The following is a 26,365-nucleotide window of genomic DNA, read 5'->3' as shown; positions in this document are numbered from 1 at the left end:
GAGAATTATACACCTACATGCTTTGCCTCGGGACCGCCGCGTACAGCTTTCCATGCCGCCTGCGAAACGAAGAAAGAAGGCAGTTAGGCTTGAACTCGGACTACGGTTTCACTTGCCAATGCCACGCTGAGCGTGCCGCGACTGGTCATCCTGACACCTAGACTAAGGGATAGTATCCCGCTCCCGCTCTTCCGCGATATATTCCGCACGCTTTGAATACCCTCATCGCAATTGCGATTAAGCTGCTTGAAACGATGTTCGTGATCGGCGCAGTGGGTTGTATTCTGACAGTGATCCCCACTACGGCCTACCGGCTCGTCATGGTTCTCTTCGAGCCAACTACTCCCGAAGAAGACGTTCAAATGCAAACGCCAGCAAAGCACGAGGGCGTGGCATCATCTTCCCTAGACTCGCCCTTGCGGCGCAGAGCTTGAAAAACAATCTAAGAACCCTGACATTTTCCAAAGCTCACCGGCACAAAACCATGCTGTGGAGATAAACTTGTCGGCTAAACTGGTGTAGGGCTGAACTCCATCGAATGAAAAAATATGCGTGGGCCATCGCACTCGCACTCATAGGCGTAGCCGTGGCTGCGGTCCGCTCCAAGTGGAACATCCTGGAAATCCTCTCTGGGGCTTTTTGGGGTGCGGTTCTCGGTTTTCTCATCGGTGTGGTTGCGGAATTAGAGGAGGAGATCAAGGGGAAAAAATGATTTTGCAGGTTCCTTCGCAGGTACCATCTGCAACTTCGACTGCAGCCGGCAACTTCCTGATGTAATCTACTCGCACATGAACTTCCCTGCGCTCACCGGCGTGCAGATTGAAGCGGTAGCAACCGCCGTAGCTGACTATATTGCGCAGCAACGGTCGAATTATGTGAAGGAGAGCATCCCCTTGACAGCCACGCAGAAGGAGCCTCTCCGCGCCTTTTTCCCCGCATTCATTCTGGAATCGGCTCGATTTGTGGAATTGATGCCTGGCCGGTATATTACCAATCCTATTTTTTACGGGGATCTCAACTCCATGGGCTTCAGCTCGAGCGTGCTCCCCAATTTTCGCGAGATGACCGCGGTAACGTTTCTGGATGTTGTTGTCTCCTATGGCGTCATCAGCGAGCAGACCAGGTTTCATGAGCTGGTACACGTTGTCCAGTTCCAGAAAATGGGGCTTCACAGATTCGCATCAAAGTACGTCACAGGATTCCTGGGTGGTGGCGGCTACGACGGCGTACCTCTGGAACGCAATGCTTATGAGTTGGACGCCCGCTTCGCTGCTGATCCCTCCAGGTCGTTTTCTGTAGACGCTGAAGTCCAGTCGTGGATCACCTCCGGCAGGTTCTGAGATATTGTCGGCCTCAGCCGCGAGCCCATGCGGGACCATTAGGGAACTCATACTCGTCAAGCGATTCCGGTTTCATGGTCGCGCTGTACCCCGGAGCTGTGGGCGCAACGTAGCGACTGTTGACGACCTTGACTGGATCTACGAAGTGCTCGTGCAAGTGATCAACGTATTCGATGATCCGGTCCGCGAGCGATGCCGAGACGGCAATATAGTCAAAAATGGCAAGGTGTTGTACGTACTCGCATAATCCCACGCCGCCTGCGTGTGGACACACTGGCACACCGAACTTGGCGGCCATCAGCAGGACAACCAGCACTTCGTTGACGCCACCCAGCCGGCAGCTATCAATCTGGCAAAACCGGATCGCGTTAGCCTGAAGCAGTTGTTTGAAGACCACGCGATTCTGGCACTGCTCGCCAGTTGCAACGCCAATCGGTGCGATGGCGCGCGCGATGGTTGCGTGGCCCAATACATCATCGGGGCTGGTGGGCTCCTCAATCCACCAAGGATCGAACCTCGCCAACTGCTTCATGTTTTCGATGGCCTCGTTCACACCCCAGACCTGGTTCGCATCCATCATGAGTTTGCGCTGCGGCCCGATTTCTTCGCGCATGATTGTGCAACGGCGGATGTCATCCGCAAGATTTGTGCCCACTTTGATTTTGAAGTGGGTCCAGCCATCGGCAACTCCTTCGCGGCATAGGTTGCGGAGTTTTTCGTCGGAATATCCCAGCCACCCGGCGGAAGTTGTGTAGGCTGGGTATCCCTGCTGGCGCATCTCAGCTTCACGGGCTGCACGTGTGGGCGAATTCTTTCGCAGGATTTTCAGCGCATCTTCGGGTGTGAGGGCATCTGTGATGTAGCGAAAGTCAATGCAGGCAACAAGTTCCTCGGGAGTCATATCTACCAGGAGCTTCCACAGCGGCTTTCTTTCCCGTTTTGCATACAGGTCCCAAACCGCATTTACGACTGCCGCCGTGGCGAGGTGTAGCGCACCTTTTTCCGGACCGATCCAGCGCAGTTGGCCGTCGCTGGTGAGTGAGCGCCAAAATGCTCTCAGGTCAGCGACGATTGATTCCAGAGTCTTCCCCAGCACGAAGGGTTTCAGCGCCTCAATGGCTGCCACGCAAACTTCAGTTCCGCGGCCGCAGGTGAATGTGAGGCCGTGTCCTTCGATTCCGCCATCTGTGAGCAGCACGACATAAGCGGCAGAGTAATCCGGGCTGGCATGCATGGCGTCAGAGCCATCAAGATTGCGGGAGGTGGGAAAGCGTATATCGTGCGCAATGACTTGTGTGATTTTCATACGCGATGAAGTGACGCAAAGATTTTACCGGACATCTCCGCGCACAACACGGGATAAGTTGGCGTCGTCTCCGCCATTTCGTGTTTGGCCGTTCTCATCCAATGCAGGCGGAACCACGTCGCCCTCGCCCGGGGCGAGAAACAAGTTGCTCTCGACGCCGTGCTGCTTGGTATAAAGATCGTAGTAACGCCCCTGAGCAGCATAGAGTTCTTCATGTGTGCCGCGTTCGACAATTTTTCCCTGTTCGACGACCAGGATCTGATCGGCCCGCCGGATGGTCGAAAGCCGGTGCGCAATCACGAAGGTGGTGCGCCCCTGCATAAGATAAGAGAGGCCTTGCTGGATCAGCGCCTCGGATTCCGAATCAAGGCTCGAAGTTGCTTCGTCAAGAATCAGTATCCTCGGATCGGCGAGAATCGCCCGCGCAATAGAAATTCGCTGGCGCTGCCCGCCGGAGAGCTTTACACCGCGTTCTCCCACAACGGTGTCATATTTGTCGGCAAATGTCTCGGCGAACTCATCTACGCGCGCAATGCTGCAGGCGCGCATGATCTGCTCTTCGCTGGCTTCGGGGCGCGAAAAGGCCACATTCTCGCGAATGGTGCCGTCAAACAGAAATGATTCCTGCAGAACTACTCCTAACTTCGTGCGGTAAGAATCAAGGCGCACGGTGCTCAGGTCCACTCCATCCAACAGAATGCTTCCCGCACTCGGCTTATGAAATGCCGTAATCAATCCGATGGTGGTTGATTTGCCCGAGCCGGAGGAGCCTACGAGAGCGGTTACCGTCCCGTGCTCGGCGTGAAATGAAACATCCTGCAGCACGGTCCGTTTGCCGTCATAGCTAAAGCTCACGTTGTGGAAATCTACATCGCCAACAATCTCCGGTAGCGCCACAGTGCGCTGGGGATCTTCATCTTCAGGATGCTGGGTGAGAATCTCGTGGGTACGCTCCAATCCCGCTAACGCTTCAGTGAGTTGGGTACCGATGTTGACGATTTGAACGATGGGTATAACCAGGAAGCCCAAAAATAGAATATAGGTGATGTAATCCCCAGGCTGCAGAGTGCCCGCGATAATGTGGTGCGCGCCCACGTACATGATCACCGTTCCCACCAGACCAATCAGAAGGCTGGAAGAAAGGCTCATCACCGAAGTAGCGGTCAGCGTGCGCATTACGTTATCGAGCAGGCGTTGCACGCCAGCGGAAAAGACATTATGTTCGCGCTCTTCGGCGTGGTATCCCTTGATCACGCGCACTCCGCCGAGCGATTCTGTGAGTCTTCCGGTGACCTCGGCATTGATCTTGCCCCGTTCGCGAAAGATGGGACGAATGGTGCCAAACGCTTTGCTCAGTGCAATCCCAAAACAGATCAGGAATGAGAACGTCAGCAAGGTCATCACCGCGCTGATTTTGAGCAATACCACGAGCGCAATACTCGCAGTGAGCAGGCCTCCGGCAAAGTCAACCAGTCCGGTCCCCAGCAGATTCCGAACGCCCTCCACGTCACTCATGATGCGCGAAACCAGCGTGCCCGCCTTATTGGAATCGTAAAATGCGACCGGCAGGCGCCCGATGTGTCCCTGCACCTTCTGCCGAAGGTCGGCAATCAGGCGTTGCGCCGCCTTGGAAAGCAGTTGCGTGAGCGCAAATGACGTAACGCCCTGAACGGCAGTAGCCAGCAGGACCAGCAGGACCAAGGACTTCAGCAGCTCAGAATGATGCTTGCCAATAACGTCATTGAACAGGAAACGGTTGGAATACGGCAGCACGAGCCCGGAAACGCGATTGATGATCATCAGCAGGAAACCAAGTGCGAGCAGGCCTCGGCGCGGACGTATCAGTTCCCATAAATCGGGGAGAACTGTACGAAGGGTTTCACGGTTGAGCTTCGGCTTGCCCGGCGGCTTTGAATTGGCACTCATTTACATTCCAATCACTTCTTCATTAAGACGTTTTCAGACCCATAGTCAGTGTACGGTTTGCTGCATCCTCGCACTGCACTCCCCATTCTGTTTTCCCGTCCAGGTAGTCGGAGCGAGGGGAATAAGCAGGTAGTCGATGGTCAGCCTTAAGTCATTGAAACCAAACAATATACGCATAAAATATGCACCACTTGCAGAGGTGGTGTTCCAAGTGTTGTCTTGACCCCGACTCGCGCTGCGCCCGCGCGATCTGGCGCCCGCTTCCCGCTCACCTTTTATTCTAATTATTCTAAAGGCTCCGCAACGCTTCTCTTGGTTTCGCTGCTGCGCCTTCGAATCCAAGCGCACCTCAAGAAAATGATAGACGACAATGTCTCGAAGACCAACAGTTTGATACCTCTTTGATATCTCTATTTTGATATCTCTATCTCATCGCCAACGTACAGCAACTGTAGAGGTTTTTAGACTCATCATTGAGCCACTTTGGTTCATTCTTTTGAGTATAGATAGAATGGATTGCGATTGGGAAATCGCCGCCTACGGCTTTATGCGGATTGTGCGCATAAACTCCTGGGTTGCAGCCCACCAGCCGGTTGTATCGTCCCAATCGTATCTGCTGGGGCTCCACAGCACAGCGCCGCCGGCCAGCCGGTGCGCCGTCTCCAACTGAAATTTCCAGTAGCTTGCGTCAACGTACTGGAATTGCTTCGCGGTGCCATCATGGTACTGTGGCCAAAGATAACAATACACAGGCTTATCGGGATCCAGCCGATGCGCTTCGGCCACGGCGTCTTCAGCGTGCTGCTGCCACGCCTGGCGGTCATCGTCAAAGGTGTAGAGAGGCGGGAAGAAAGCGTCAACGTGGCGGGCAAGCTCGTGTGCGTATCCAAAATCGGCCGCTGCTACCTTCGATAACGTGTTGGTCCCATAGAAACCAATCGTTTTCCCCGGTGCAGCCTCATGCGCCCATACCGCAAGAGTTGCCAGCACTTCCATATGCTGATGCGCTATTTCCGGAGAGCCTTTGAGAGGCAATTTCTCAATGTCAATCACCAACGGTCCGGGGTTGCTGATGTGCTGGCGCACAAGCGTCTCAAAAGTTTTCTTGTCAGGCAGCTTGCCGTAGTTTTCGTCGTTGGGCCAGATTTTGTTCTCGTAAAGGATGTTGGAGACCAGCAATCCGTTTTTCGTGGTGTCCGGCTTGCCGCGATAGAACATATTGTCGTAGACATTGAAGGAGCGGTCGTGCCCGGCAGCTATAACCTGGCTTCGGTAAAATGCGGCCAGAGCAGCGACAACAATCATCAATGAGAGAATCCGCGATTTCATGGTGTTTATCCTTCGCAGTTCCGCCGTGGGCAAATCAACAAAATAGTGATCGCCATCATCATATCGTTGCAGGGCCTGTTTCTGCCTCCCACATCCTTATGAAAGCCACCCTCTTCACCCAAACTCTTCAGAAAATGCCTTGATGCAGCCTGGGCAACTGAAGCATTCTCGGGGTGCTTCGACTCGGTACGTTTATCTAAGGCTCCGCAGCAAGCTGCTGCGCCCTCACCGTCTGTTCGCGCGGGACAGCGCTCACATCCGGCTCACCCATTCGCCCTCGCTCAGCATGACATTGAATTAAGAATAGAATACTGTCAACAAGGTTACGTAGTGAACAACTTATGGAGATCAAAGATATAGGAGCTGCAATCGCAACCAGAAGATATTTTGTGGTTGGAGATCGGCACAACGAAACAAAAATTGAGATTCTGGTCGGAAAACCACAACCTTTCCCAAATGCAAGCGACTTTTTTTGCCCTGTTCAATTGAAAGGGGCAGGCATCAATAAATTGAGTTATGCAGCCGGCGTGGATGAAGTACAAGCACTACAACTGGCTTTGAAGTTGATCGGAGCAGAGCTGGATATCCTAAATAAGGAATACCAGGGAACCCTGCGATGGATAGGAAATGAAGATGGGGACCTTGGTTTCCCAGGAATCGATTGACATGGTTGCTGCGGGCAAATTAACAGAATAGTGATCTACCCCATCCTATCGTTGCAGGCTTGGTTATCCGGCGATTGCATTCCCGCACCACCCGGCTTACTTTTCCATTTTTAAAACAGATTTTCATTTTAAGATGAGGATCAGCTTTGAACACATTCTTTTAATAGCCTGTAGCCCCACAATGGGCGTCTAACAGTTATTGTAGAGGCTCAATGTTACATGAAGGTTTCCCCCCAGCGCATGTGAGAGAAAAATGAGTATTCGATGAGGAAGGAGGGAAATATGTGCGGAAGTATTGTTGATAGAATCTGCATATTGTGTACATCAGGAGCGGTGCTTGCAGCGTTGTTGCTGATTGGGCTTACTTCGGCGCTATCACAAGAGACGGATTACTGTGCTGCTCGGATAGCGAAATTGCGGCAGGATCTTCCCGCAACAGATACTGTAGCGCAAGCCCTAGCTCGTGGCGAGACTGGTTCCAGCAAGAGGGAAGATTGGAACGACGAATTGCAAAAGCTTGGGATACGGGTTGCGATTGTGCACATGACCTACCTTCAATCATCATCCGCTCAAGCGTTTTGGATAAAAGACATTCAGTATTTGAGGACAAACAAGGGTACATTCGATCGAATTGACGCAGTAATAAAGGCCGAGCCGCCAGGTTTCGCGAAGCGGCTGGAGCAAGTAGCAAGGGTGGCCCTCGAGAAAAAGATGCCGAAGTACAACGGACCGCTCCACCAATTGGGCCTATTAGTTTACGTACACGAAGACGAGTGTCTACCAACCACGATTCGGGCATGGGAAGACTATTGCTTCCTAACAACTCGCTGCCCAAAGTTCTAAGGGTTCCGGCAAAGCAACCTTGTTAGAAAAGGGGAGCCCGGAAACCGAGCCCCCTTTGATTTATCGGTAGAAAGTTTCTTAGAAGGTCAAGCGCACGCCAAACTGCAGTTGGCGCCAGCCATCCAATGGCTGCAATGAAGTGAAGCCCAGAGGTGTGGTGGGCGACAGAGATTTGCTGCCTTGAACGTTAAAGGTGGTAAATGTGGGGACCGTGCTAAAGCTCGGGCCCACGGTGTTGTTTACGCTGGCGAAGTTTGAGCGGTTGAAGAGATTGAACCCTTCAGCAATCAACTGAACCGCGAATCTTTCTCCTAGCGGGATGCGCCGCGCGATGCGCATGTCAAAGGTCAGGAAGTCGGGACCGATGCCGCTGTTGCGCGGCGCGCCAATGGGACGATCGTTGGTAGGATGGCGATCATTGTTCACATCCGCTCCCGCCAGCAGATTGAAAGGGTGCGAACTGTTGTAGCGGACAATCGGCGCAATCGAGAATCCGCCGAAGATGCAGTCCGCCAGGTCAGCGCAGTCGTTCTTCCATGGGGTCTCAAGGACGCCGGCAACCACCAGCTTGTGCCGCTGATCAAAGTCAGAAACAGAGCGCTCCGGGCGCATGCTGCCGGTCTCGTCAAACGGCGAAAAATCGCTGTTGAAATCGGTTGTGGTATCAATTCCCTTGCTGTAGGTGTAATTCGCCATCATGGTGAAGTGATGACTGAAGCGTTTTTTGATTTCCAAAATACCGCCGTTGTAACCCGCCGACCCCAGCGAGGAGTAGACGTTGTTCTGCAGAATCACGGGATTGGCGAAACAAGGGTTATTCACCGCCACCGCGCATTGCGGCGCTCCCCAGTTGCGGAAGGTGACCATCTGGCCATTGCCCAAGGTTCGGCTGACGAGCGGCGCGGGCAGCAGGTTGGTATCAATCGCAACCGGAAGCTGGATGGTGTGAACGTAGATGTAGCTGGCGGAAACGGAAAGCCCGGGGAGAAGCTCACGCTCGACTCCGAGTGAAGCCTGCTGCGAGTAAGGACTCGGGTAGTTGGGCTGGGCAGAGAAAAGTACGGTAAGCGGCGGAAGCGGCCCTGTATTGCTCGTGCTGATGCCAAACTGGGCCAACATGGCGGGTGTAATGCAAGCCTGATTGGGAGCCACCGCGTTCGTACAGCCAAACACACCTTGTGCAAACAAAGTCTGGAAGACGGCTGCCGAGGTGAGCGCGGGATTTCCGGGAGCACCGGTGAGCGGGATCAGCAAATTGGCAATCTGCCGGTGGTTATTGATGTTGCCCAGGGTCTTGGCCACGTTGGGAATCTGGTAATAAACGGGAGAGTAGAAAATTCCATATCCTGCGCGGATGACCGTCTTGTGGTCGCTGAACGGATCCCAGGCAAACGAAAACCGGGGAGCAAAATTATCTTTATCCGTACTTACCGTCCCGTATTGCTTATCAACCTCATAGCGCAGGCCAAAGTTAAAGGTAACGTTGGGAAAAGCCTTCCATGTATCTTGCCAGTAGAAGGCAGTGAGCGGCCGCGTGTTCGCGTCAATGGGACCGATAGCAGGATCAACAAAACCCTGCTGATAGAACGACGGCAGCCCAAAGGAAAACGATTGCAAACCGTTGAGCGTGGCCGGGTTCACGCCGACGAGTCCGCAAGCTGCCGGAACCTGCAGGCAGGGGCTGAGAATGCCGCCGGGAAGCTGGCTAAATTGGAAACGCCCAGGCAAGAAGGTGTGTGACTCGGTATGGTTGCCGCGGAGCAGCTCGTAAGCACCAAACTTCATGGTGTGGTTGCCACGAATCATGGTGACGTTATCGGCAAACTCGTAGCGGCGCATGATGGTAAGGCTGGCCAGAAAGATGTTAGTTCCCAGGCTGGCGTAGCCAGGAAGATCGAAACCAGGTCCACCATTTACATTGGGAATTACGTTAAAGTTAGAGTAACTCGCCTGAGCCCGGGCTTCATTCAAAGTATTCGGGCTAAACTGGTGGAACCAGGCCGCCTGCAGGGTATGGTCAAGCGAACGGACACCGCTGCCCCGCGAAATGCCGGTCAGAGAGGTCACATCGGGATTGGCTTCGCGGTCGCGGCCATAGCTGTAGCGCAAATAAAGCAGGTTGCGATCGCTGAATTGATGGTCCCATCGCCCGGAGGCAAGATACTCTTCCGTGTTAAAGGGAAACACTCCACCGTTGGTTTCAAACTGGTTCACGAGAAAACTATTTCGCGGACTCGTGGCCGGATTGATGGTCAAAACGTTCTGCAAGATCCCCGCGCAAACGGCAGCGGGCAGTGCAGGCTGACCGGTGAGGCAGGGAACTGGGGTGCCGCCTTCGGCAGACAGTCCGTTTATGATCGCTATCTGATTATTCTGAGTCAGCACCCCGTTATCGGGAGCAAAAATACCCGAATTGGTCAGCAGCGGGACCGCGGTCTGCCTATGATCGCGCAGGCCTTCAAAAGACAGGAATACGAAGCTTTTGTCTTTTTGAAGAGGGAAGCCCAGGGTTGCGCCGAATTGCTGCCGGTTCAATGATTCTTTGACTGGCTTGCCTACAGCAGTGGTCGAAAACCCGGTGGCCGCCGACAACTGGCCGGGCTTCAGGGCGCTGCTTATGGCAAAGCGGTCACGGGCATCGAACATATCATTGCGGAAGAAACCATAAAGGCTGCCATGCAGGTTGTTCGTGCCGGACTGGGAAACAATGTTGATGCTGGCGCCCGAGGCCGATCCCAATTCCGCCGAATAATTGCTGCGATTAATTTGGAATTCCTTGACGGCATCCTGGCTCAGGGTCAGACGCACTCCGCCGGCGTCATCATTGGCTTCACCGCCATCTATGGTTACGGTGTTACCGCGGCCATTGCTTCCGTAGAAAGAGAGTCCGCTTTGCGGTGTCTGTTTTACGCGAAATTCGTGGTCTGAAGCCAACCGGGTGGAATCATTCACGCCCGGCATCAGCAAGGTATAAGTAAGATAGTCGCGGCGGTCAATCGGCAGGTCGGTAATGAGTTGCTGGTTTACCGTGTCTGCCTGGTGCCCTCGTTCGGTTTCCACTACCGGAGGTTCCGTAGTCACTTCTACGGACTCTCCCGCAGTCGAGACCTTCAGGTGAAAATCCAGGACCACGGTTTCGCCAACGTTAACTACAATGCCTTTCTCTACCTGCCCCTGGAATCCGCTCGCAGTCACGCTCACGTCGTAAATTGCCGGTGAAAGCCCGGCCAGGCGATATTGGCCTGTGCTGTTGGGGCTGGCGGTGCGCTTGATGCCTTTCTCCGCTTCGGTTGCGGTTACGGTCGCGTTGGTCAGAACTGCGCCAGAAGGGTCAGTTACGGTGCCGGTGATGTCACCCGAGGCACCCACTCCCTGTGCATAGCCCATGCCCGTAAGCAGCAACAACCCCAGAGCAACATTGCCCAGCAAATTGCAAAGTTTCATAGACTCTCCTTATGATTACGACAGCTCATACAGGCTTACTCCTGAGAGCAAACCGCAGTTACACACGTTCTGATTTCTTCAGTGAATCAAAGATTTTACCCTAACTATCACAAAACGCTCGGAGATTTTCTAACCAGCGCGGGGGGTTACTATCTGTGGACATTATTAAAATACCAGTACGGAACAGGTGCCAAAACGGATTTTTAGCCGCAATTTCTCAAATAATCTTGCGTTAAGCAGGAAAAATCCGCCTTGGTTTTGCGGCAAGCCAGGGGGGTTGGAAGGTCGGGAAAGAACTGCCCGGTCTCGTCTTGTGCGAGTTAAAGGAGCACAAGCCTTTGGAGCCGTGGCAAATGTCAGCCTCGGTCTGCAGAACCCGTATCTCTGCTTAATGGACGGCACAGTCCATACGCATCCATAATTTCTGCGCTGAGCGCCTTGATGGCTTTTTCTCTCTCAGCATTTCGAGCTTGCAGATTTCGATCGATTGCTTCGCTTCGAGATTGCACGTCTGCCTCCCTGCGAGATTGGATTGGTTCATCCATCTCTGCTTTGTTCTCCTACCTAGATGGTGCATTTAGAGATGGTTTCGTATCAGGCCGGCAGTTGTTTTCTGAAGGGTATTACGAAGGCCAGGCGATCACCAGGTAAACCAGAAACAACACGATGACCAGGGACCCGAAAGCATTGATCAACGCTCTCGACCGGTACTCCTGGGTCTCGGCGAGAAAGGATTCGACACCGGATTTTGGGCGGGCATTGATTCCGGTATACAAGTGGACCAGCCCGTAGGAAGACACACCCAAAATCGCAACCACGAGCAGCATACGAGTTGCCGCTGCATCTGAGAACCTGTGCTCAATGATCTTATAGGCGGCCACGAATAAGCCGATGACCGCAACACTCGCGGACATCAGCGTTGCGACCCAACGGGGCAAAGGCCTCGCGAAACATGGAGGACGCGCACTCCCGATTTTGAACAACCTCCTCTTGGGAACCAAACAGCCGTAGATTCCCATAGTGAAGAGGACACCACCGAGCGCATATCTCCACCATTGGTCAGAGAAATCCATCCTATAAGCCCTTGGACAGAAGCTTAGATCAGAAACCGCACTGTTTCATAAAAATTTATCCGAAAATACAGGGCTATGCGATAGGATAGCTACCCGCGTATGCACGCGGTAGCAGCTCCGGAAAAGGCGCCTCTGTAATGGGACTTGTAGATTATCCTGTGTGGTTTTTCATCTCTCTGTTTGTGCTTCTGCTGGCCGTGGAGGAGACAGGATTCCGGCTGAGATTTCGCTCCAAGGTGGAGGTGGATGATAAATTCCATGGCCAGATCGTGGGCGCGCGAGACGGCATTGTGGTGCTGCTGAGTCTTCTGCTTGGCTTTATGCTTCCCATGTCGCTGACCCGTTTTGATCTGCGTAAACAGTTAGTGGTCCAGGAAGCCAACGCCATCGGGACGGCGAGCCTGCGAGCGCAAATGCTGTCTGAGCCGGTCCGCAGCAAGTCGCAGGAGCTGCTTGCGCAATATGCCGATGCCCGTTTGAAGTTTTTTGTAGCCGCACTGGACACAAAAGAATTAGAAGCGGCTCAAGCGCGATCGAAGCAGCTACAAGACGCATTATGGCAACAGGTGCTGCCGGTCGCGCAGTCAACCCCGAACGCCATCACCAGCGTGTATATCCAGTCACTGAACCAGATGATTGATTTGAGTGAAGAGAGCCTTGCTGCCCGGGAGAACCGCGTGCCTGGCGCCATCTGGTTTATGCTTGCGTTCATCTCTCTTTTGGCATGTTTGACCTCCGGCTACAGCCACCGGAAAAGGTTCCTGTTGTCGATGTTGGTCACGCCGCTGATGATCTCCATTGTTATGGCACTCATTGCGGACCTGGATGCTCCGCGCAGGGGGCTGATCCTGGTTGGCCATCAAAGCCTGGAAAGAGTGCAATCTGATCTCAATGGATCTATTAAACCCTCGTTCCAGGCTGCACATTGAAGCGATCCCTTTCATAGCGCTCTGCCCGCCGCCGCGCCCGAGGCCCAGGCCCATTGGAAGTTGAAGCCGCCGAGATGGCCGGTGACATCTACCACTTCGCCGATAAAAAACAGTCCTGGTACCTTTCGGCTTTCCATCGTCTTAGCGGATAACTCATCCGTATCTATTCCGCCGGCCGTGACCTCGGCCTTGGCATAGCCTTCTGTGTCTGCGGGCGTGACCTTCCATTCGTGCACCTGCTGCTCAAGTTGCGCGAGCGCCTGATTGCTCCACGTGGAAGGTGCGTGCAGCTCAAGCCAACGCGCCGCCATCCGGTTCGGCAGCACTTGCTGAAAAGCAGAGCGCGCCGCGGTGAGATTTCTGGTCCTGGCTTCGCGAATCGCAGCCGTAACATCGCGCTCGGGCGCCAAGTCAATCTGGATCGGCTTGCCTGCATTCCAATACGAGGAGATTTGCAGAATTGCCGGCCCACTCAATCCCTTGTGCGTGATCAACATCTTCTCCCGGAATGAATGATGGTCGCTGGTGGCAATCACCTCTGCTGAAACACCGGTCAGATCGCAATAGCGGCTTTGATCTTCACTTCCAAGCACCAGCGGCACAAGTGCTGGCCTGGTTGGCTGGATCTTCAAGTGGAATTGGCGTGCCAGGTCATAACCTAACGTAGTAGCACCGATTTTCGGAATGGACAGCCCACCAGTCGCAATCACCAAAACCGCTGCACGAAATTCGGCGGTTTCTGTGCGCACCACAAATTCATCCGTGCGTTGCACCTCACGGATTTTGCTGTTGGTAAAAACCTGGACTCCCGCCTGGCGACACTCGGCTTCGAGCATGTCAGTTACATCGTGGGCTGAGTGGTCACAGAAAAGCTGTCCGAGGGTCTTCTCGTGGTAGGGGATGCGATGTTTTTCGAGCAGCGCGATGAAATCTGAGGGCGTATAGCGGGCCAATGCAGATTTTGCGAAGTGCGGGTTGGCGGAGATAAAGTTCTCCGGCTTGCAATCAATGTTAGTGAAATTGCAGCGGCCGCCACCGGAGATGAGTATCTTCTTGCCAATGCGATCGGCGTGCTCCAGCACGGCAACGCGGCGTCCACGTTTGCCGGCCTCGATGGCACACATCAATCCTGCGGCCCCGGCGCCGAGAACTAAAGCATCAAATTTTTGGATCAATGGACGCCCAAGTTTTGTTGATCAAAAGTTTTATTGATCGAAGTCTTATGGATCAAAGTAGCTCCCAGGTATGCTCGCCAATCTCCAAATTCTAATATGCGGCGCGCTGGCGGATGAAACTCGTGTGCTTTTTCATTCTGCTGATATCCTTCGATGCAGTATCCTCTTTAAATGCAGGTTGGCGCTCGTCCAACTCGGGACCATACCTTGGTCCAAATCGTGGATTCGGCGCTTGCCGATGCCACCCGGAGAAGCGGCCATTGGCTTGTCTGTCGTCCCGGTTGCACGCAGTGCTGTATAGGTCCCTTTCCTATCAACCAGCTCGACGCTGCCCGGCTGCAGCAAGGACTCCACGATCTTGAGAAGCAGGCACCTGAACGTGCCGCCCGAGTGCGAGAACGCGCACGCGAATCCGTCGCGCGGTTGTCACCTGAATTCCCCGGCGATCCGGTGACAGGCTTGTTGTATGAGGGCGACTTGCATAAGAGCGGCGGGGCTGCAGAAAAGTTCTTTGAATTTGCAGATAACGAACCTTGCCCCGCTCTCGATCCTCAAACGGGAACCTGTGAACTCTACGAAGCGCGGCCTATGACCTGCCGGGTTTTTGGACCGCCGGTGCGCTCGGAATCTGGATTAGGTGTTTGCGAACTTTGCTTCCGAGGAGCGACAGACGAGGAAATTGCAGCCTGCGAGATGCATCCCGACCCTAATGATCTGGAATCTGCCTTGGCACAGGAAATAGAGCAAACTAGCGGCCTGAGCGGGAATACGATTGTGGCCTTCTGCCTGGCGTCGTGAGCGAAGGACTTTTGCGGTTGCTTTTTCTGGGCCAGTTACTTTTCTAGTAAGGTCTGACTTGTACCGCAAAGTCGCCCCCCTCCCCCACTTGCTAGCAAGTAGTTTGAACCTCTGAAACAGCATGATCGCCGCGTATTTACTGGGGAAAGTCGTGGCTGCGGCGGGCACTAGCTGAGTCAGGCCGGGTATCAGGCGGCGTTCTCAAAAGCTGCATATTGCAGCCCTTGTTCTGAGTGCCGGTATCGAGACTGAGTACTTGTTTTCTGATTTTCAAAGACAGGGGTTATTGATGCGTGCATAAATAAATGTCCCTACCCAAAAAAGCCGGGACTCAAGCCCAAAATTCTAAGAACCTTACCCCCTGGCTAAAGCCGGGGGGCTCCCACCGTGCGCCGCAGGCGACGCAATAGGACATAACTTTTGCGGGCATCGATAAATCCGACATTCTGAAATGCTGACAAGAATGATGACACACAATGTGCGGGAAATCAGGGTTTGATATCACTGTGATATCACTTGTCGTTTCGCTCACCCATGGCTAAGAGTTTTGCGGGAAACAGCCCTAGTGGGCCGGCTTCAGCAAGCCCTGCAAGTCAAGCCAATCGCGAAACCGGTCGGGCCAGGTGTCTACGGGCAGGCCCTTCTTGTGCATACCGAATCCGTGGCCACCACGGGAATAAATGTGCAGCTCGGCTGAGATTCCTGCCTTTTTCCAGGCTTCATATAAATGAATGCTGTGCTCGAGCGGCGGCACGGTCTTATCGTCATCGGCTTGTACCATGAATAGCGGCGGCGCGTCCGCAGGAGCGGTGAGGTCGTCGGGGGTGCCGGGGTAGAGAAACGCCGCGAAATTCGGACGGCTCTCGGCGTCGTGCTGCACTGTCGCACCGGCGGCAACATATCCGCCCGCCGAGAAACCGAGGAGCACGATTCGGTCGCGCGCGATGCTCCACTCTGAAGCGTGCGCGCGCACCAGCCGCACCGCCTGTTGGCCGTCGGCGATGGCCAGGGGGATGACTGCCTTCTTGCGCTCTGCCGCCTTGGCAGGATCTTTTTCATCTTCATCCCCGGTGCGCATGACCCGGTACTTGAGGACGAACGCCGTCACACCAATCGAATTCAGCCAGCGCGCCAACTCGGCTCCTTCGTGGTCAAAAGACAGCCAGCGAAAACCTCCACCCGGGCAAATAATCACGGCGGTGCCGTTAGCGGTTGCGGCATCCGGAAGAAAAGCGGTCAGCGTAGGATGCGTCACATTGCTGATGCGCTTGGTTCCATCCTGCACTGTAATCTGGGTCTCTTCGTACTTCGAGTTTTCCGATCCCGGCGCAACACCCGGCCAGAGGGGAATCACCTTGGGCTCAGCCGCGAAGGCTACAGTAGCCAACAGCGTGCAGAAAAACGGTAGAGCACGGAAATACGGTTTCATAGCAGAAGGAGTCTACCATGCTCTCCTCACTCCTTCGTCTCTTTCCCGGGTCGCATCTTCCACAACATCTGCCGCAACATGCCGAGCCAGACCTCGGCGTCGCTGGCGGGTAGATTCAGCCGACGGACCAGACGGCGAATTTTTTCTTCTGACAGAGACGCAGAGCGCGGCTTCAGGTAGCCGCTGGCGCGTAAAGCCTCGAGCAGCACTTCAGTGATGCGCTCAAGCTGGCCGGCGGTCGCGGACTCCGGCTTCTTCGTTTGCCGTGTAGTTTGCCGTGCAGTTTTTAATTTCTCGGGTTGTCGTTCGCTTTGCGCATCGCGCACCAATTCATACAGGCAGATCGCCACAGCCTGTGCCAGGTTCACGGAGATATGCTCTTCATGGGTCGGAATGCGCATCAACCAATGGCAGTGGCTCAGGTCCTGGTTCGAGAGGCCGCGCTTTTCCGAACCGAACAAAAGTGCAACGCTGCCAGATGCAAGTTGCTTGCGGATAAGGCGAGCACCGTCTTCCAGACGCCTGAGGGGATGCTGCAATTCCCGATGGCGCACTGCAGTTGTTCCCACTATAAGGGTACAGTCGGCCACGGCCTCGGCTACGCTCTTATATTCTTTCGCGCTCTTGAGCAGCGCTGACGCGCCCACAGCGGAGCGGGCCTCGCGAAATGCCAGCTCGTACGGATTCACCACACGCAGATGGCGGAAGCCGAAGTTGCTCATGGCGCGAGCCGCGGCGCCGATGTTGAGCGGGTTGCGCGTAGCTACCAGAACAACACGCAGACGGTCATGTTCAGGCGGAACCGGCAAGAGTGCTTATTTTACGCCAGGCGGGGAACTTTGCCGCCAGAGTCGCCGTATCATATAAGTGAGGAGAGAACCATGTTCACCTTCCTGTTGTGGTGTATTTTGCTGGTGCTGTGCTGGCCGCTTGCGTTGCTGGCACTGGTGGCCTACCCGTTGATCTGGCTGCTGCTTTTACCCTTCCGCATTGTTGGAATTGCTGTGGATGGCGTGCTGGGCCTGGTGAAATCCATTATTCTGTTGCCGGCGCGCGTGCTGCGCGGCCCGGCGCGGGCGTAATGCTTCGAAAGAGGCTGCGGAAAGATATTTATTTTAGCGGCACGGCTGAAGCCGTGCCCTGACAACCACGCGCTAGCGCGCGTGAAACAGTTTTTTTCTCCATGGCAATCGTAAAGTTTTTCCGCAGCCTCTAAGGACGTCAACTGAGCCAGCTTGTTTCATGAATGGTCGCAGATTCACGGAGAAAAGCTCTAAGCATTCCTTCTTCGCCATCTTCTCCATGCGATGCGGACCGCAAAGAACAGCAGGCCGCCCCAGAGCAGAAGCACCGGTCCGTAGGAAAACAGGAACAACACTAAACTGACCACACTTCCTGTGACCGTGCTGTAGCCGTCTACGGCGGCGTTGCGAATGCGGGTGAAGGTTGAAACCGGAACTGCCTGAAGCTGGTTCTCGTATTCCTCCGTCAAGGTCGCGTTGAGCGTCGCAAAATCCACCTGGTGCGCCAAGTTCTTTCTTTCGGCTTCCATCTGTTCGATCTCGCCGCGGACACGCTCTATCTCGACCTCGACGGCCAAGACATCGGAGAGCTCCCCGGTGCGGTGGCGCAGAATCTCGGTCAAGCGCTGCTCACTGTTCCTGGCGTTCGCGAGCCTGGCCACCAGGTCGACATACTGTTGCGTGACTTCTTCGCCGCTTTGCGATTCAACATCTACCCGGCCCAGTTTCTTTAACTCCGCCATGGTGGCGTCGAGTTGATCGGCAGGCACGCGCAAAGTCGCATTCAGAGTGCGTCCGCTGCCGGAGGGGGCGGTGACGTTTAACTGGCCGACGTAGCCACCGTGCCGCTTCAGGATTTCTTCCAAACCGGTTCGCGTTTTGTCGAATTCTTTGGTCGTCAACGTGAGCCCTGCTGTACGTACAATCATGGGGCCAGCCGGGACCGTTGAGCTGCCTCTTTCGTGCTCGCCTCCGCCGCCCGTCCTGCCATCTTGTTCATCAGTTCCGCTTTTGGTTACGATTGTCACCCCAGCTTCCGGCTCCTTCAGCTCAGGCAACCCTGCGGGTTGTGGCGCTACGGTCTTATGCGTTTCTACAAGCAGCCCGCCAATTCTCTGCTGTGCGAGTTGTGTGGGAGCATACTGGGCTCTTGGAAAGAAGAACACGCCCAATATGAGCAGCAGCACAGCCAGACTGGCGACCCCGATACCAGAACCCCAGACCCAGCGCGGCAACCGGGGCATCTTTAAGGCATCGCGCCAACCCCGCCGGCCCACATTAGCAGCGTCAATCTTCTGTGCCCGTTCATCAAGCACGGCAGTAACACCTCGTGTGATCCGCGAATCTTCGGATGGTTCCACCTGCCACGCCATGAGTCTTCGCGAGACGCTTTGCAGATCGCCAGCAACGCTCTGGCACTCGCGGCATTTCTTGAGATGCTCGGCCGCGGTGGCTGCCCGGTCCAGCGAGAGTTCGCCATCCAGGTAGGCCATCAATTCTTCTTCTGCAATGGGATGTTTGCTCATGCTCATTTCACTCCTCGTCTTTCTCCGGCCTTACTTCTGCCGTTCTTACTGCTGTATTGCCCATTGCTCCGCTGGTTGCCACCGCGCCGTGACTTTTCATCTCCGGTTCCAGATAGCCTTTCAACGCCATGCGCGAGCGAAACAGCCGTGAGCGTACGGTGTTCACCGGAAGGCACAGCAATTCGGCAATTTCGGAGTAGCTGAGCTGCTCGTATTCCCTCAGCATCAGGATCTCGCGCTCCCCCGCGTCAAGCTTGCCCAGGGCCTGCCTGACCCACAGTGCTTCCTCGGTGGCATCATCGGTTGTGGGTTCTGCGTCGGATTGGTTTGCTGGAGTGTTCTTCTGTTTGCGCCGCTCGGCGGCCACCAGCTTCAAGGCAATGCCATAAAGGTAAGTCCGCACCAGCGCCCGCGGCTCGTAGCGTGCGGTGGCGCGAATCACCGCGAGAAAGGTTTCCTGCGCCAGATCCTCGGCACGCTCCTGGCTTTCCAGCCGCCGTCGGAAAAACCCATAAAGCGGTCCGCAATAGCGGGCGAAGAGTTCTTCAAACGCCTCTCGCGATCCGCGTTGAAATTCCAGCATTAAGGCTTCATCGCTGACCATGGTTGCCCGTGCATCTCCTTCCGCTATCCGGTAAGTCACTTCTATAACCTGTAATGTCTTAAGGAACGAAAAAGTTCCCGGAGGTTGCATTTTTTTGGGGCTGGCGGTGAGCTTTATCAGGGCTAGGCTAAGCGCCGACCTTCGGCTAGGTGCCGCCCCTCCGGGGCTCGGTCTCTCTGTTGCAGCCTACCCAGGGCTTCCGCCCTGGGCTAAAATCTACACCGCGCCTCTGGCGCTTGAGCATCACAAAAACGAGATACTGCAAGACCTAAAAAGGTATAAACGGTGCATGCAGCCATGTTCTTCTTTAAACATCATTTATAGAAAAACTCGATTTTCACGATTTTTTGGCGAAGCCATGCTTTGGTTGACGCCGTTCTGTGCCTCGCGAATAATGACTTGTACATTCACCTTAATTAACGAGGAAATCCCATGGCTTCAACCAGGCAGTGTTGTTTGCAACGCATTTGCTCACGCTCTTTTGATTTCGGTGTCAGGTATTGGCTCGCCGCATTCATTTTGGCTTCGCTTATCTTCGTCTCTCCCAGATTAGTAAGCGCTCAAGAGGGCTATTGCCCTGCGTCTATCTCGGTGAAACAGACGATCGAAAAGACTCCAGAGGGTTGGACTGCCGGGCAGGACAAAACACCCCACAACTTATCGGGGATAACGTTTTACGACGGGCCTCCCGAGCAAGAGGCCAGCCTGGCATACGATAGTTGGACGAAGCGCAATGGCTTGGCGTACGGGGTGTGGCATTTTACTGCCAACTCATCTCCCGGCACCTGGCTGAGCTGCCACTACTCATCGACCAGCGTCGTGCTTTCGAAAGGGCTTCCCGCAAGCACCTCCGAGTGTACCGTCACCTACAACCCAAAAGTATCCGTGGATGGCTTGCCGGAGGTCCAAAAGATAGCCTGCCACTAAGCGAGTCGCCCAACCCGCTGGATCGCATCTGACCATCGTTCCCGTTCTGGGATTGAAAGGAGAACTCCAAATGTTCCGACCAACAGTAATCGTTACGACTATGATCGCATCCGTCATTCTGGGTGCATCTGCCTGGGGCCAAAGCGGCAAAATACCGACTGCCGTTACCGGCACGGTCACATATCGGCAACGCAGTGTGCTTCCACCCGATGCAATTGTCAATCTGCAATTGCAGGACATCTTCCTGCAAGATGCACCGGCAAAGCTGATCGCAGAGGTCAACATTCCTACAAAAGGAAAGCAGGTGCCGATCGCCTTCCGCATCCCCTACACTCCGGCAAATATTGACCCGGTGCATACCTATGCCGTGGAAGCCACGATCCTAGTGAACGGAAAGATGTTGTTCACTTCCACGACATCGTATCCAGTCATCACGCATGGTGCGCCCATGGAGATCTCGATCATTGTGGAGCCGGTCGCTGCCGAAGCTGCTTCCAATACGAACAAAACACACCATAGTCATACAGCTAGAGCAAAGCTCGAGGGAACAGACTGGAAGCTGATCGAACTCGGCGGCGCTCCCTTCGTGGTTACGCTGGGAACTGGGAGCGCGGATTTACAGTTAAATCCTGAGGGGAAGAAGGTGGCGGGATCGGGCGGTTGCAACCGGTTTATGGGAACTTACGAAGCGGGCAAGAGCTCGCTGCACTTCTCGGCCATCGCATTGACGGAGATGGCTTGCCCGGAGCCTGCGACGAAGCAGGAGCACGATTTCGTCGAGGCCCTGCAAGCGACTACGCGCTATCGTATCATGGGCAATACGCTCGAGCTGCGTAATGGAAAGCGGGTGCTCGCGCGCTTGCAATCGCAAAGCGCCGAGTGACTCGGAGTCCGGCTGGCCAGATCAACAAAAGAAAATATGGCTGCAGTTTTTCTGCGCCACTCCATAATTCGGCGTTCATTTCTAGAATGGGAATTTCCGTGCATTTGTTACCGCTCAAAGAAAAAGGTTGTTCAGGCGGTATTTCGCGGTATTTCTATGTAGAATTTCAATACAGAACTCACGACCCCAATCGCAATATCCGAGAAAAGGGCTGGAAGCCATGCCCAACATAACAGGTGTTTTTTCTTAGGGAGCAGCGTTCATGTCCCGTCAGGAGTTTGGCCCTTCAACTCTTTCCCGAAGCGAGTTGCTCGCCATTTTTGATTCCGACCCTTGTCAGGCCGAGGAAAAATACATTGCCTTGTATCGCAGCCTGACAAGGTACTTCGAATGGAACCGAAAATCAGATCCCCAAGATATGGCGCAGGAGGTCCTGAAACGCGGCTTTAGCAGGCTTCAGGAAGGGAAGAAAATAACGGCGGAAAACCCCGCCGCCTATTTTTTTGGGATTGCACGGAACGTGGTGCGGGAGGGTTGGAAGGCACGCCAGCCCGAGCAACTCGCTGATGTGGATATACTCAAGCCGCCGTCTTCGTTCTACAACCTCGATCCAGCCGAGCAACGCGTCTTTCTGAGCGAGTGCCTGGGCAAGTTGCCGAATGAGGAGTTTGAAATGTTGATGGCATACGTTCAGGGGGAGGGAGAGGCGTGGAGTCGAAAAGCCGGTTTGCAGCCGGGAGCCCTGCGGCTCCGGGTTCACCGTATACGGAGGCGATTGGAAGAGCTGGCCAGCTTGCGTGCCAGGGGTTCAGGAAGAAAAGAATCATGAAACACAAGTACGTCTTGAGTTCATATATATGGTAGAAGGAGAACAAGACAGAGTGGCAACGCTCGATCCTGACGCACAAATCATCCGCTATCTCCTCGATGAAATGGAGCCCGAGGAACGCTCCCTACTGGAAGAGCGCTTCAGTCAGGAACCCTCCCTGGTGGAACAAGTTTCTTCGATCGAAGATGACCTGATCATGAAATACGCATGTTCCAGGTTGGAAGAGAGTCTGGTTCCTCGTTTTGAAGAGGTCTATTTGCAGACTCCTGCGCGGCGGGCCCGGGTTGACTCCGCGCGCATCTTGCGCCAGGCCCTGGATGCTGCAGCTTCAGCTAAGGAACAGCAGCACCCACGCCCGGTTCTTCGCTTGCGTTGGGGTTTTGCGCTGGCTTTTGCCGCAGCCATGATCTTCCTGGTGGCCGGTCTGCTGCCGCTCTGGAAGAGCACTCCCTCTCGGCCCATTACTACTTCGGGCGACAATCAACAGATTGCGTTTGTTCTTGAACCGGGCCGTGTTCGCTCAGACAGTGGAGTACAGATCACAGTACCGGGCACAACCCGTGAAGTTCAATTGAAGCTGATGTGGCCTTCTTCAACGGCAAATGAAAACTATCGTGTGATATTGGGAACACCGGAGCGGCCGGGGATTTGGAGCGGGGCCACGGTTCACAAAGACGCAGGTGTCGTCGCAACTGTACCGGCCAATGTGCTGACCGCTGGAGATTACACTCTCAAGCTTCAGATCGCACGCGCCGGCGCCCATTGGGAAGATGTAGCAAACTATTATTTCCGCGTAGCGAAACCAATCGCATCCGGAAAATGAGCCATCAACTCGCTGCAATGACACAATCTATAAGTGGCAAAATAATGACTGAATGCTCTTACTTCCACTCTCCGTGGATTTGGAAAGCAGCCCAGTAATAAGGCGCACGCCAGCGCTGCTGCTTCCACATCGCGATTTGGGCCTGTCGCAGTGCTGCTGCGGGCGGCATTCTTTGCTGCTCCATCGCTTTATAAAATTCACCCATAAGATTGGCTGTGGCAAGATCGTCAATCTTCCACAAACTCGCTACAACGCGAGAGGCCCCGGCATACATGAAACCCCGTGTCAGTCCTATCAGCCCCTCTCCTTGGATTTCTTTCCCCAGGCCAGTTTCACATGCGCTCAGTACGACCAACTCCGCCGGCAGATTCAAGTTATAAATATCCTGCAGTCCAAGAAAACCATTCTGCGGTCTTCCTTTTGCATTGACCAACGACAACACCAGGCCCGACAACTGCGGATGCTGGCTGTTCAGTATTCCGTGGGTGGCAAAGTGCACGATTCGATATTGCGCCAGACTTTTACTGACCGCGGTTGCGCGGCTCGCGTTAAAGTCGAGGGCCACCATGCCTTCTCCGGCAGGGGTCATTGTCATAATGCTGTCGGCCTCTTGCCGTGTCAGTGGCAGCCGTGGGAACGGTACTTTTCCTTGCGTTCCCAAACCTACGTCTGCTGCAGAGCGCGTCAACTGGCCGTCAGATAAATCTTCTTCATCATTTTCTTCTCCCCGCATGGCCATGCGGTTCGGCCCCTGCTCTTGATCTGTTGCTCGCTGCAGCCGTACGTCTGCGTCGTCAAAAACAGGGTCGGCGAGCACGGCAACTGCCTTGGGCGCCCTCTCCCGGCCCATCCTCTCCTGCCGCAGCACCGATAAAACTGACGCCGAAGGCAAATTTACAATTTCGTGTTTCACAATGAGCGGGACTGCTGGTCTGCTGACAGCCGTGGATGCTTTCGGAATCGGCAGAGCTGCAAAGGGAATGTAATGCAGCGCGCCATCACTGACGATCAGTAGCCGTTTCGCTTTGAGCTCGCCGGCTACAGGTCCCAGTATCATTCGGCTCAGCTCGCTCGCCGCCTTTGGATATTCTACTTCGGCTTTCTCCACCCGGGCCTGCCACTCCAGGAAGTCCTCGCCTTTCTTGCGGCTGTTTCGTGCGGTCAGAGAAGAGTACACTTGGCGCGCTGCCCCTTCGATCAAGGCGCGCTTGGGTAACTTGTACGCAACCAGCGTGTTTGGAGTTACAGCAAAAACATAGCTGCGCTCTTCACCCAGCGAGTATTCCAGCAAAAGTGTGCCGTCATCGAGCAATTGCTTCTGGATTTCCTTGGTGCTTAGAGGCCGCGGCTGGGTGAGCGCAGCATAGCCGGGGCTGCTCGCTCGAATTTGTCCTTCCACATCCTGGTATTTCTCCAGAAGCTCCTTGATCTCTTTGTCAATTGCAATGAGCTGCTCTTGTGAATGGGTACTGTTGAGAAACTGGAGTCGCCGGTTTGACTTGGCAGTATACAACTGTTGCAAGGAGCGTTCCTGTTCGAGCAGGTCCGGGGTCACTCCGGTGTGGATATCTATGCGACCCATAGCCAGGGTTTCCAGCAACGTTCGGGCCCGTGAGCGCTCGAGTACCTGAAAGGCAAGCTCAGGCTGTTGCTCGGCGATAAGGAGCTCTATGTAATCCTCGTAATAGCTGTCATATTTAGCGCGAAACCGGAATCGGTCTTCATCCACTCCACCCAGGCGGGCGGTTTGACTCTCCAGTGCAGTTAAGGCTTGATCGAACAGTTGCGCAGCAGCATCGGGCCGCTGTTTCTGACGCATGATGCTGGCTAGAGCAGCAAGTGTTGCGGCATGGTACTTACTGCCAGACGCCAGCTTTTCCTGGATCGCCAGAGCTTGACGGTAGTACTCCTCGGCTTTAGCCAGATCACCGCGGCTCTGAACTACATCGCCTAACCCCTTAAAGGTAAGGGCAATGTATAAGCTTCCAGGAGCTACTTTCTCCTCGATCGCCAGAGCTTGACGATAGTATTCTTCCGCCTTGGCTCCATTACTCCGGTATTGAGCAAGATCACCGAGACTCCCAAGACTCATTGCAGCAACCAGAGTTTCAGGCGCGAGCCTCTTTCGAATAGCGAGCCCTTGTTGGTAGTATTCCTCTGCCTTTGTTGGATCGCCTCGATCCAGAACAGCATCTCCAAGGTCCGTCAGAACGTGTGCAGCCCTGAGACCATTGGGATCCAATTTCTCCAGAATTCCCAAAGCTTGCTTTAAGTACTCTTCAGCTTTGGCTGGATCACCGCGTTGAAGAGCAATCAGTCCAAGATTGCTGATGCTTGCTGAGACACTGAGACTGCCAGGGGAAAGTTTCTTTTGGATTGCCAGCGCACGCCGATAGTAATCCTCTGCTTTAGCCAGATCACCACGTCCATAGTAAACATTCCCGAGGGCATTCAAGCTTGAAGCGGCGTAGAGGCTTTCTGGAACCAACTTCTCCATGATCGTAGAAGCCTGGCGGTAGTACTCTTCACAGCTTGCCAGATCGTTTTGATTCCACGTCGCCACGCCAAGATATTGGAGGTTTAGCGCGATACTGACAGTATCGGTTCCCAGCTTCTGCCTCTCTAGCAGTGCCTGTCGGTAATACTTTTCTGCATTTTCCCAATCGCTTCGATCTCTGTAAGTGCTGCCCCATTCCTGAAGTAATCGAGCCTTGAATGCCGCCCCGGCTTCTTGTGCCTGTTCAATAGCCTTTCGATAATAAGCATCGGCTTCCTCCCATTGCCGTTCTCCAGCTAAAAGATCGGCGGCATGAAACATCAACCAGGAGCTAACCCATACTGGTTGGGATTTTTGCGCCTCGACTGCGGCCACGCGCCAACGTTCCGCCGCCTGCGCCGGCTTGCCGGCCTTGGCCAATTCCTGGCCTTCTCGATAAATCACCAGCAGGACCTCGGGAAGATTCGGGCGCACCTTGATGCCCCAAGTATCAGTCTCCAATATCCAAACCCGGGTTTCCGTGCCTCTTAGTCCTTCAATGCTTACTGCTCCCCGGGAGGCCTGCTCGATTTGTATTTGGAGCAGATCAAAGGGCGAATCCATTTTGCCCTTGGCGTCATCACGGGTCCAATCTAACAGTATGTCGCCTTCCTTAAATCCCGCTTTGTCGGCAGTAGAGTTTTTGTCAACCTTTTCGACTACGATTCCCCTGGTGGGTTCTCCCAAAGCATCTGTAACCGAATGTTTCAGATTAGACGCAGTTTGGCCGAAAGTACAAAGAGTTAATAAAAAGAATACAGTCTGGGAAATGACGAGGTTGCGTAACTTCATTCGCATAATCTGCGTAGGAGAATATGTCTGAGCTTCCGTTTAAGCTATCTGTCTGGACGACCAGGCGCAAATCATCCCGGAAAACGGAAACTGGGTTGCCTTAATAAAAAGTTTGGGCCTCCATAGTTGGCTCACACAACTATCACCCTATTTTAGTTTAGGGTTT

At 54.3% G+C, this 26,365-nt stretch carries 21 protein-coding genes; 10 read left to right on the top strand and 11 right to left on the bottom strand.

The genetic code is table 11. The annotated features are described in order from the left end of the window. The first annotated feature begins 538 nt into the window (after positions 1-538). On the top strand, positions 539-712 hold the full coding sequence (locus VK738_04895; protein HTD21966.1) for a hypothetical protein: 174 nt from the start codon (positions 539-541) through the stop codon (positions 710-712). A gap of 76 nt (positions 713-788) precedes the next feature. Next, the gene (locus tag VK738_04890) at positions 789-1,340 is read left to right on the top strand and encodes a hypothetical protein (protein ID HTD21965.1); all 552 of its coding nucleotides are present in this window, start codon (positions 789-791) and stop codon (positions 1,338-1,340) included. A gap of 13 nt (positions 1,341-1,353) precedes the next feature. Here the strand turns inward: VK738_04890 and VK738_04885 are convergent, their stop codons facing one another. The 3 genes from VK738_04885 to VK738_04875 form a co-directional block, all read right to left on the bottom strand. After that, positions 1,354-2,646, bottom strand: coding sequence for an L-fuconate dehydratase (locus VK738_04885; protein ID HTD21964.1), 1,293 nt, complete (start codon positions 2,644-2,646; stop codon positions 1,354-1,356). Positions 2,647-2,670: 24 nt separating this feature from the next. After that, the gene (locus tag VK738_04880; GenBank protein HTD21963.1) at positions 2,671-4,572 is read right to left on the bottom strand and encodes an ABC transporter ATP-binding protein; all 1,902 of its coding nucleotides are present in this window, start codon (positions 4,570-4,572) and stop codon (positions 2,671-2,673) included. Positions 4,573-5,109: 537 nt separating this feature from the next. Next, positions 5,110-5,901, bottom strand: a complete 792-nt coding sequence (locus VK738_04875; protein HTD21962.1) for a hypothetical protein — start codon at positions 5,899-5,901, stop codon at positions 5,110-5,112. A 341-nt stretch (positions 5,902-6,242) separates the two neighbouring features. Between VK738_04875 and VK738_04870 the strand changes: the two genes are divergently transcribed. Next, positions 6,243-6,566, top strand: coding sequence for a hypothetical protein (locus VK738_04870; protein ID HTD21961.1), 324 nt, complete (start codon positions 6,243-6,245; stop codon positions 6,564-6,566). A 921-nt stretch (positions 6,567-7,487) separates the two neighbouring features. On the opposite strand, the gene VK738_04865 is transcribed toward VK738_04870, so the two are convergent. Both VK738_04865 and VK738_04860 read right to left on the bottom strand, forming a co-directional pair. Further along, positions 7,488-10,853 (bottom strand): TonB-dependent receptor, encoded by a 3,366-nt coding sequence (locus VK738_04865; protein ID HTD21960.1) that lies wholly within the window; start codon positions 10,851-10,853, stop codon positions 7,488-7,490. Positions 10,854-11,476: 623 nt separating this feature from the next. Beyond that, complete coding sequence (locus VK738_04860; protein HTD21959.1) at positions 11,477-11,767, bottom strand: hypothetical protein; 291 nt, start codon at positions 11,765-11,767, stop codon at positions 11,477-11,479. 341 nt (positions 11,768-12,108) lie between these two features. On the opposite strand from VK738_04860, the gene VK738_04855 reads away from it, so the two are divergent. Beyond that, positions 12,109-12,855, top strand: a complete 747-nt coding sequence (locus tag VK738_04855; GenBank protein HTD21958.1) for a hypothetical protein — start codon at positions 12,109-12,111, stop codon at positions 12,853-12,855. Positions 12,856-12,866: 11 nt separating this feature from the next. Here VK738_04855 and VK738_04850 read toward each other — a convergent pair whose 3' ends face one another. Then, a complete protein-coding gene (locus VK738_04850) occupies positions 12,867-14,030 on the bottom strand; it encodes an NAD(P)/FAD-dependent oxidoreductase (GenBank protein HTD21957.1) in 1,164 nt (387 codons plus the stop codon). Between the two features lie 171 nt (positions 14,031-14,201). On the opposite strand from VK738_04850, the gene VK738_04845 reads away from it, so the two are divergent. Continuing rightward, positions 14,202-14,828 (top strand): YkgJ family cysteine cluster protein, encoded by a 627-nt coding sequence (locus VK738_04845; GenBank protein ID HTD21956.1) that lies wholly within the window; start codon positions 14,202-14,204, stop codon positions 14,826-14,828. Positions 14,829-15,390: 562 nt separating this feature from the next. On the opposite strand, the gene VK738_04840 is transcribed toward VK738_04845, so the two are convergent. Both VK738_04840 and VK738_04835 read right to left on the bottom strand, forming a co-directional pair. Continuing rightward, complete coding sequence (locus VK738_04840; protein ID HTD21955.1) at positions 15,391-16,257, bottom strand: alpha/beta hydrolase; 867 nt, start codon at positions 16,255-16,257, stop codon at positions 15,391-15,393. Positions 16,258-16,283: 26 nt separating this feature from the next. Next, on the bottom strand, positions 16,284-17,066 hold the full coding sequence (locus VK738_04835) for a TrmJ/YjtD family RNA methyltransferase (protein HTD21954.1): 783 nt from the start codon (positions 17,064-17,066) through the stop codon (positions 16,284-16,286). A 72-nt stretch (positions 17,067-17,138) separates the two neighbouring features. Between VK738_04835 and VK738_04830 the strand changes: the two genes are divergently transcribed. Beyond that, positions 17,139-17,339 (top strand): hypothetical protein, encoded by a 201-nt coding sequence (locus VK738_04830; protein HTD21953.1) that lies wholly within the window; start codon positions 17,139-17,141, stop codon positions 17,337-17,339. Positions 17,340-17,530: 191 nt separating this feature from the next. Here the strand turns inward: VK738_04830 and VK738_04825 are convergent, their stop codons facing one another. Both VK738_04825 and VK738_04820 read right to left on the bottom strand, forming a co-directional pair. Then, entirely contained in the window at positions 17,531-18,805 is a 1,275-nt protein-coding gene (locus VK738_04825) for a DUF4349 domain-containing protein (protein ID HTD21952.1), read from the bottom strand. A 7-nt stretch (positions 18,806-18,812) separates the two neighbouring features. Next, positions 18,813-19,448 (bottom strand): RNA polymerase sigma factor, encoded by a 636-nt coding sequence (locus tag VK738_04820; GenBank protein HTD21951.1) that lies wholly within the window; start codon positions 19,446-19,448, stop codon positions 18,813-18,815. Positions 19,449-19,841: 393 nt separating this feature from the next. Between VK738_04820 and VK738_04815 the strand changes: the two genes are divergently transcribed. The 4 genes from VK738_04815 to VK738_04800 all read left to right on the top strand — a co-directional run bounded on the left by VK738_04815 (position 19,842) and on the right by VK738_04800 (position 22,871). Then, entirely contained in the window at positions 19,842-20,336 is a 495-nt protein-coding gene (locus VK738_04815) for an STY0301 family protein (protein HTD21950.1), read from the top strand. Positions 20,337-20,406: 70 nt separating this feature from the next. After that, positions 20,407-21,219 carry a YbaY family lipoprotein gene (locus VK738_04810; GenBank protein ID HTD21949.1) on the top strand — a complete coding sequence of 271 codons (813 nt, stop codon included), beginning with the start codon at positions 20,407-20,409 and terminating at the stop codon, positions 21,217-21,219. A gap of 262 nt (positions 21,220-21,481) precedes the next feature. Next, complete coding sequence (locus VK738_04805) at positions 21,482-22,048, top strand: hypothetical protein (protein ID HTD21948.1); 567 nt, start codon at positions 21,482-21,484, stop codon at positions 22,046-22,048. A gap of 52 nt (positions 22,049-22,100) precedes the next feature. After that, the gene (locus tag VK738_04800; protein HTD21947.1) at positions 22,101-22,871 is read left to right on the top strand and encodes a hypothetical protein; all 771 of its coding nucleotides are present in this window, start codon (positions 22,101-22,103) and stop codon (positions 22,869-22,871) included. 58 nt (positions 22,872-22,929) lie between these two features. Here the strand turns inward: VK738_04800 and VK738_04795 are convergent, their stop codons facing one another. Then, positions 22,930-26,199, bottom strand: coding sequence for a CHAT domain-containing protein (locus VK738_04795; protein ID HTD21946.1), 3,270 nt, complete (start codon positions 26,197-26,199; stop codon positions 22,930-22,932). Between the last annotated feature and the right edge of the window lie 166 nt (positions 26,200-26,365).

Source organism: Terriglobales bacterium (assembly GCA_035487355.1).
In the GTDB taxonomy this organism is placed as follows: Bacteria; Acidobacteriota; Terriglobia; order Terriglobales; family Acidobacteriaceae; genus QIAW01.
The sequence above is the reverse complement of the archived record's forward strand: the minus strand, read 5'-3'. Positions and strand labels throughout refer to the sequence as shown.

Excerpts from the sequence above, each read along its gene's own strand:
- VK738_04830 (HTD21953.1), top strand. The coding sequence starts at position 17,139 with ATGTTCACCTTCCTGTTGTGGTGTATTTTGCTGGTGCTGTGCTGGCCG.
- VK738_04840 (HTD21955.1), bottom strand. The coding sequence starts at position 16,257 with ATGAAACCGTATTTCCGTGCTCTACCGTTTTTCTGCACGCTGTTGGCT.
- VK738_04805 (HTD21948.1), top strand. The coding sequence starts at position 21,482 with ATGTCCCGTCAGGAGTTTGGCCCTTCAACTCTTTCCCGAAGCGAGTTG.
- VK738_04810 (HTD21949.1), top strand. The coding sequence starts at position 20,407 with ATGTTCCGACCAACAGTAATCGTTACGACTATGATCGCATCCGTCATT.
- VK738_04890 (HTD21965.1), top strand. The coding sequence starts at position 789 with ATGAACTTCCCTGCGCTCACCGGCGTGCAGATTGAAGCGGTAGCAACC.
- VK738_04875 (HTD21962.1), bottom strand. The coding sequence starts at position 5,901 with ATGAAATCGCGGATTCTCTCATTGATGATTGTTGTCGCTGCTCTGGCC.
- VK738_04795 (HTD21946.1), bottom strand. The coding sequence starts at position 26,199 with ATGAAGTTACGCAACCTCGTCATTTCCCAGACTGTATTCTTTTTATTA.
- VK738_04885 (HTD21964.1), bottom strand. The coding sequence starts at position 2,646 with ATGAAAATCACACAAGTCATTGCGCACGATATACGCTTTCCCACCTCC.
- VK738_04825 (HTD21952.1), bottom strand. The coding sequence starts at position 18,805 with ATGAGCAAACATCCCATTGCAGAAGAAGAATTGATGGCCTACCTGGAT.
- VK738_04865 (HTD21960.1), bottom strand. The coding sequence starts at position 10,853 with ATGAAACTTTGCAATTTGCTGGGCAATGTTGCTCTGGGGTTGTTGCTG.
- VK738_04870 (HTD21961.1), top strand. The coding sequence starts at position 6,243 with ATGGAGATCAAAGATATAGGAGCTGCAATCGCAACCAGAAGATATTTT.
- VK738_04815 (HTD21950.1), top strand. The coding sequence starts at position 19,842 with ATGGCTTCAACCAGGCAGTGTTGTTTGCAACGCATTTGCTCACGCTCT.
- VK738_04895 (HTD21966.1), top strand. The coding sequence starts at position 539 with ATGAAAAAATATGCGTGGGCCATCGCACTCGCACTCATAGGCGTAGCC.
- VK738_04880 (HTD21963.1), bottom strand. The coding sequence starts at position 4,572 with ATGAGTGCCAATTCAAAGCCGCCGGGCAAGCCGAAGCTCAACCGTGAA.
- VK738_04860 (HTD21959.1), bottom strand. The coding sequence starts at position 11,767 with ATGTCCGCGAGTGTTGCGGTCATCGGCTTATTCGTGGCCGCCTATAAG.
- VK738_04845 (HTD21956.1), top strand. The coding sequence starts at position 14,202 with ATGCAGGTTGGCGCTCGTCCAACTCGGGACCATACCTTGGTCCAAATC.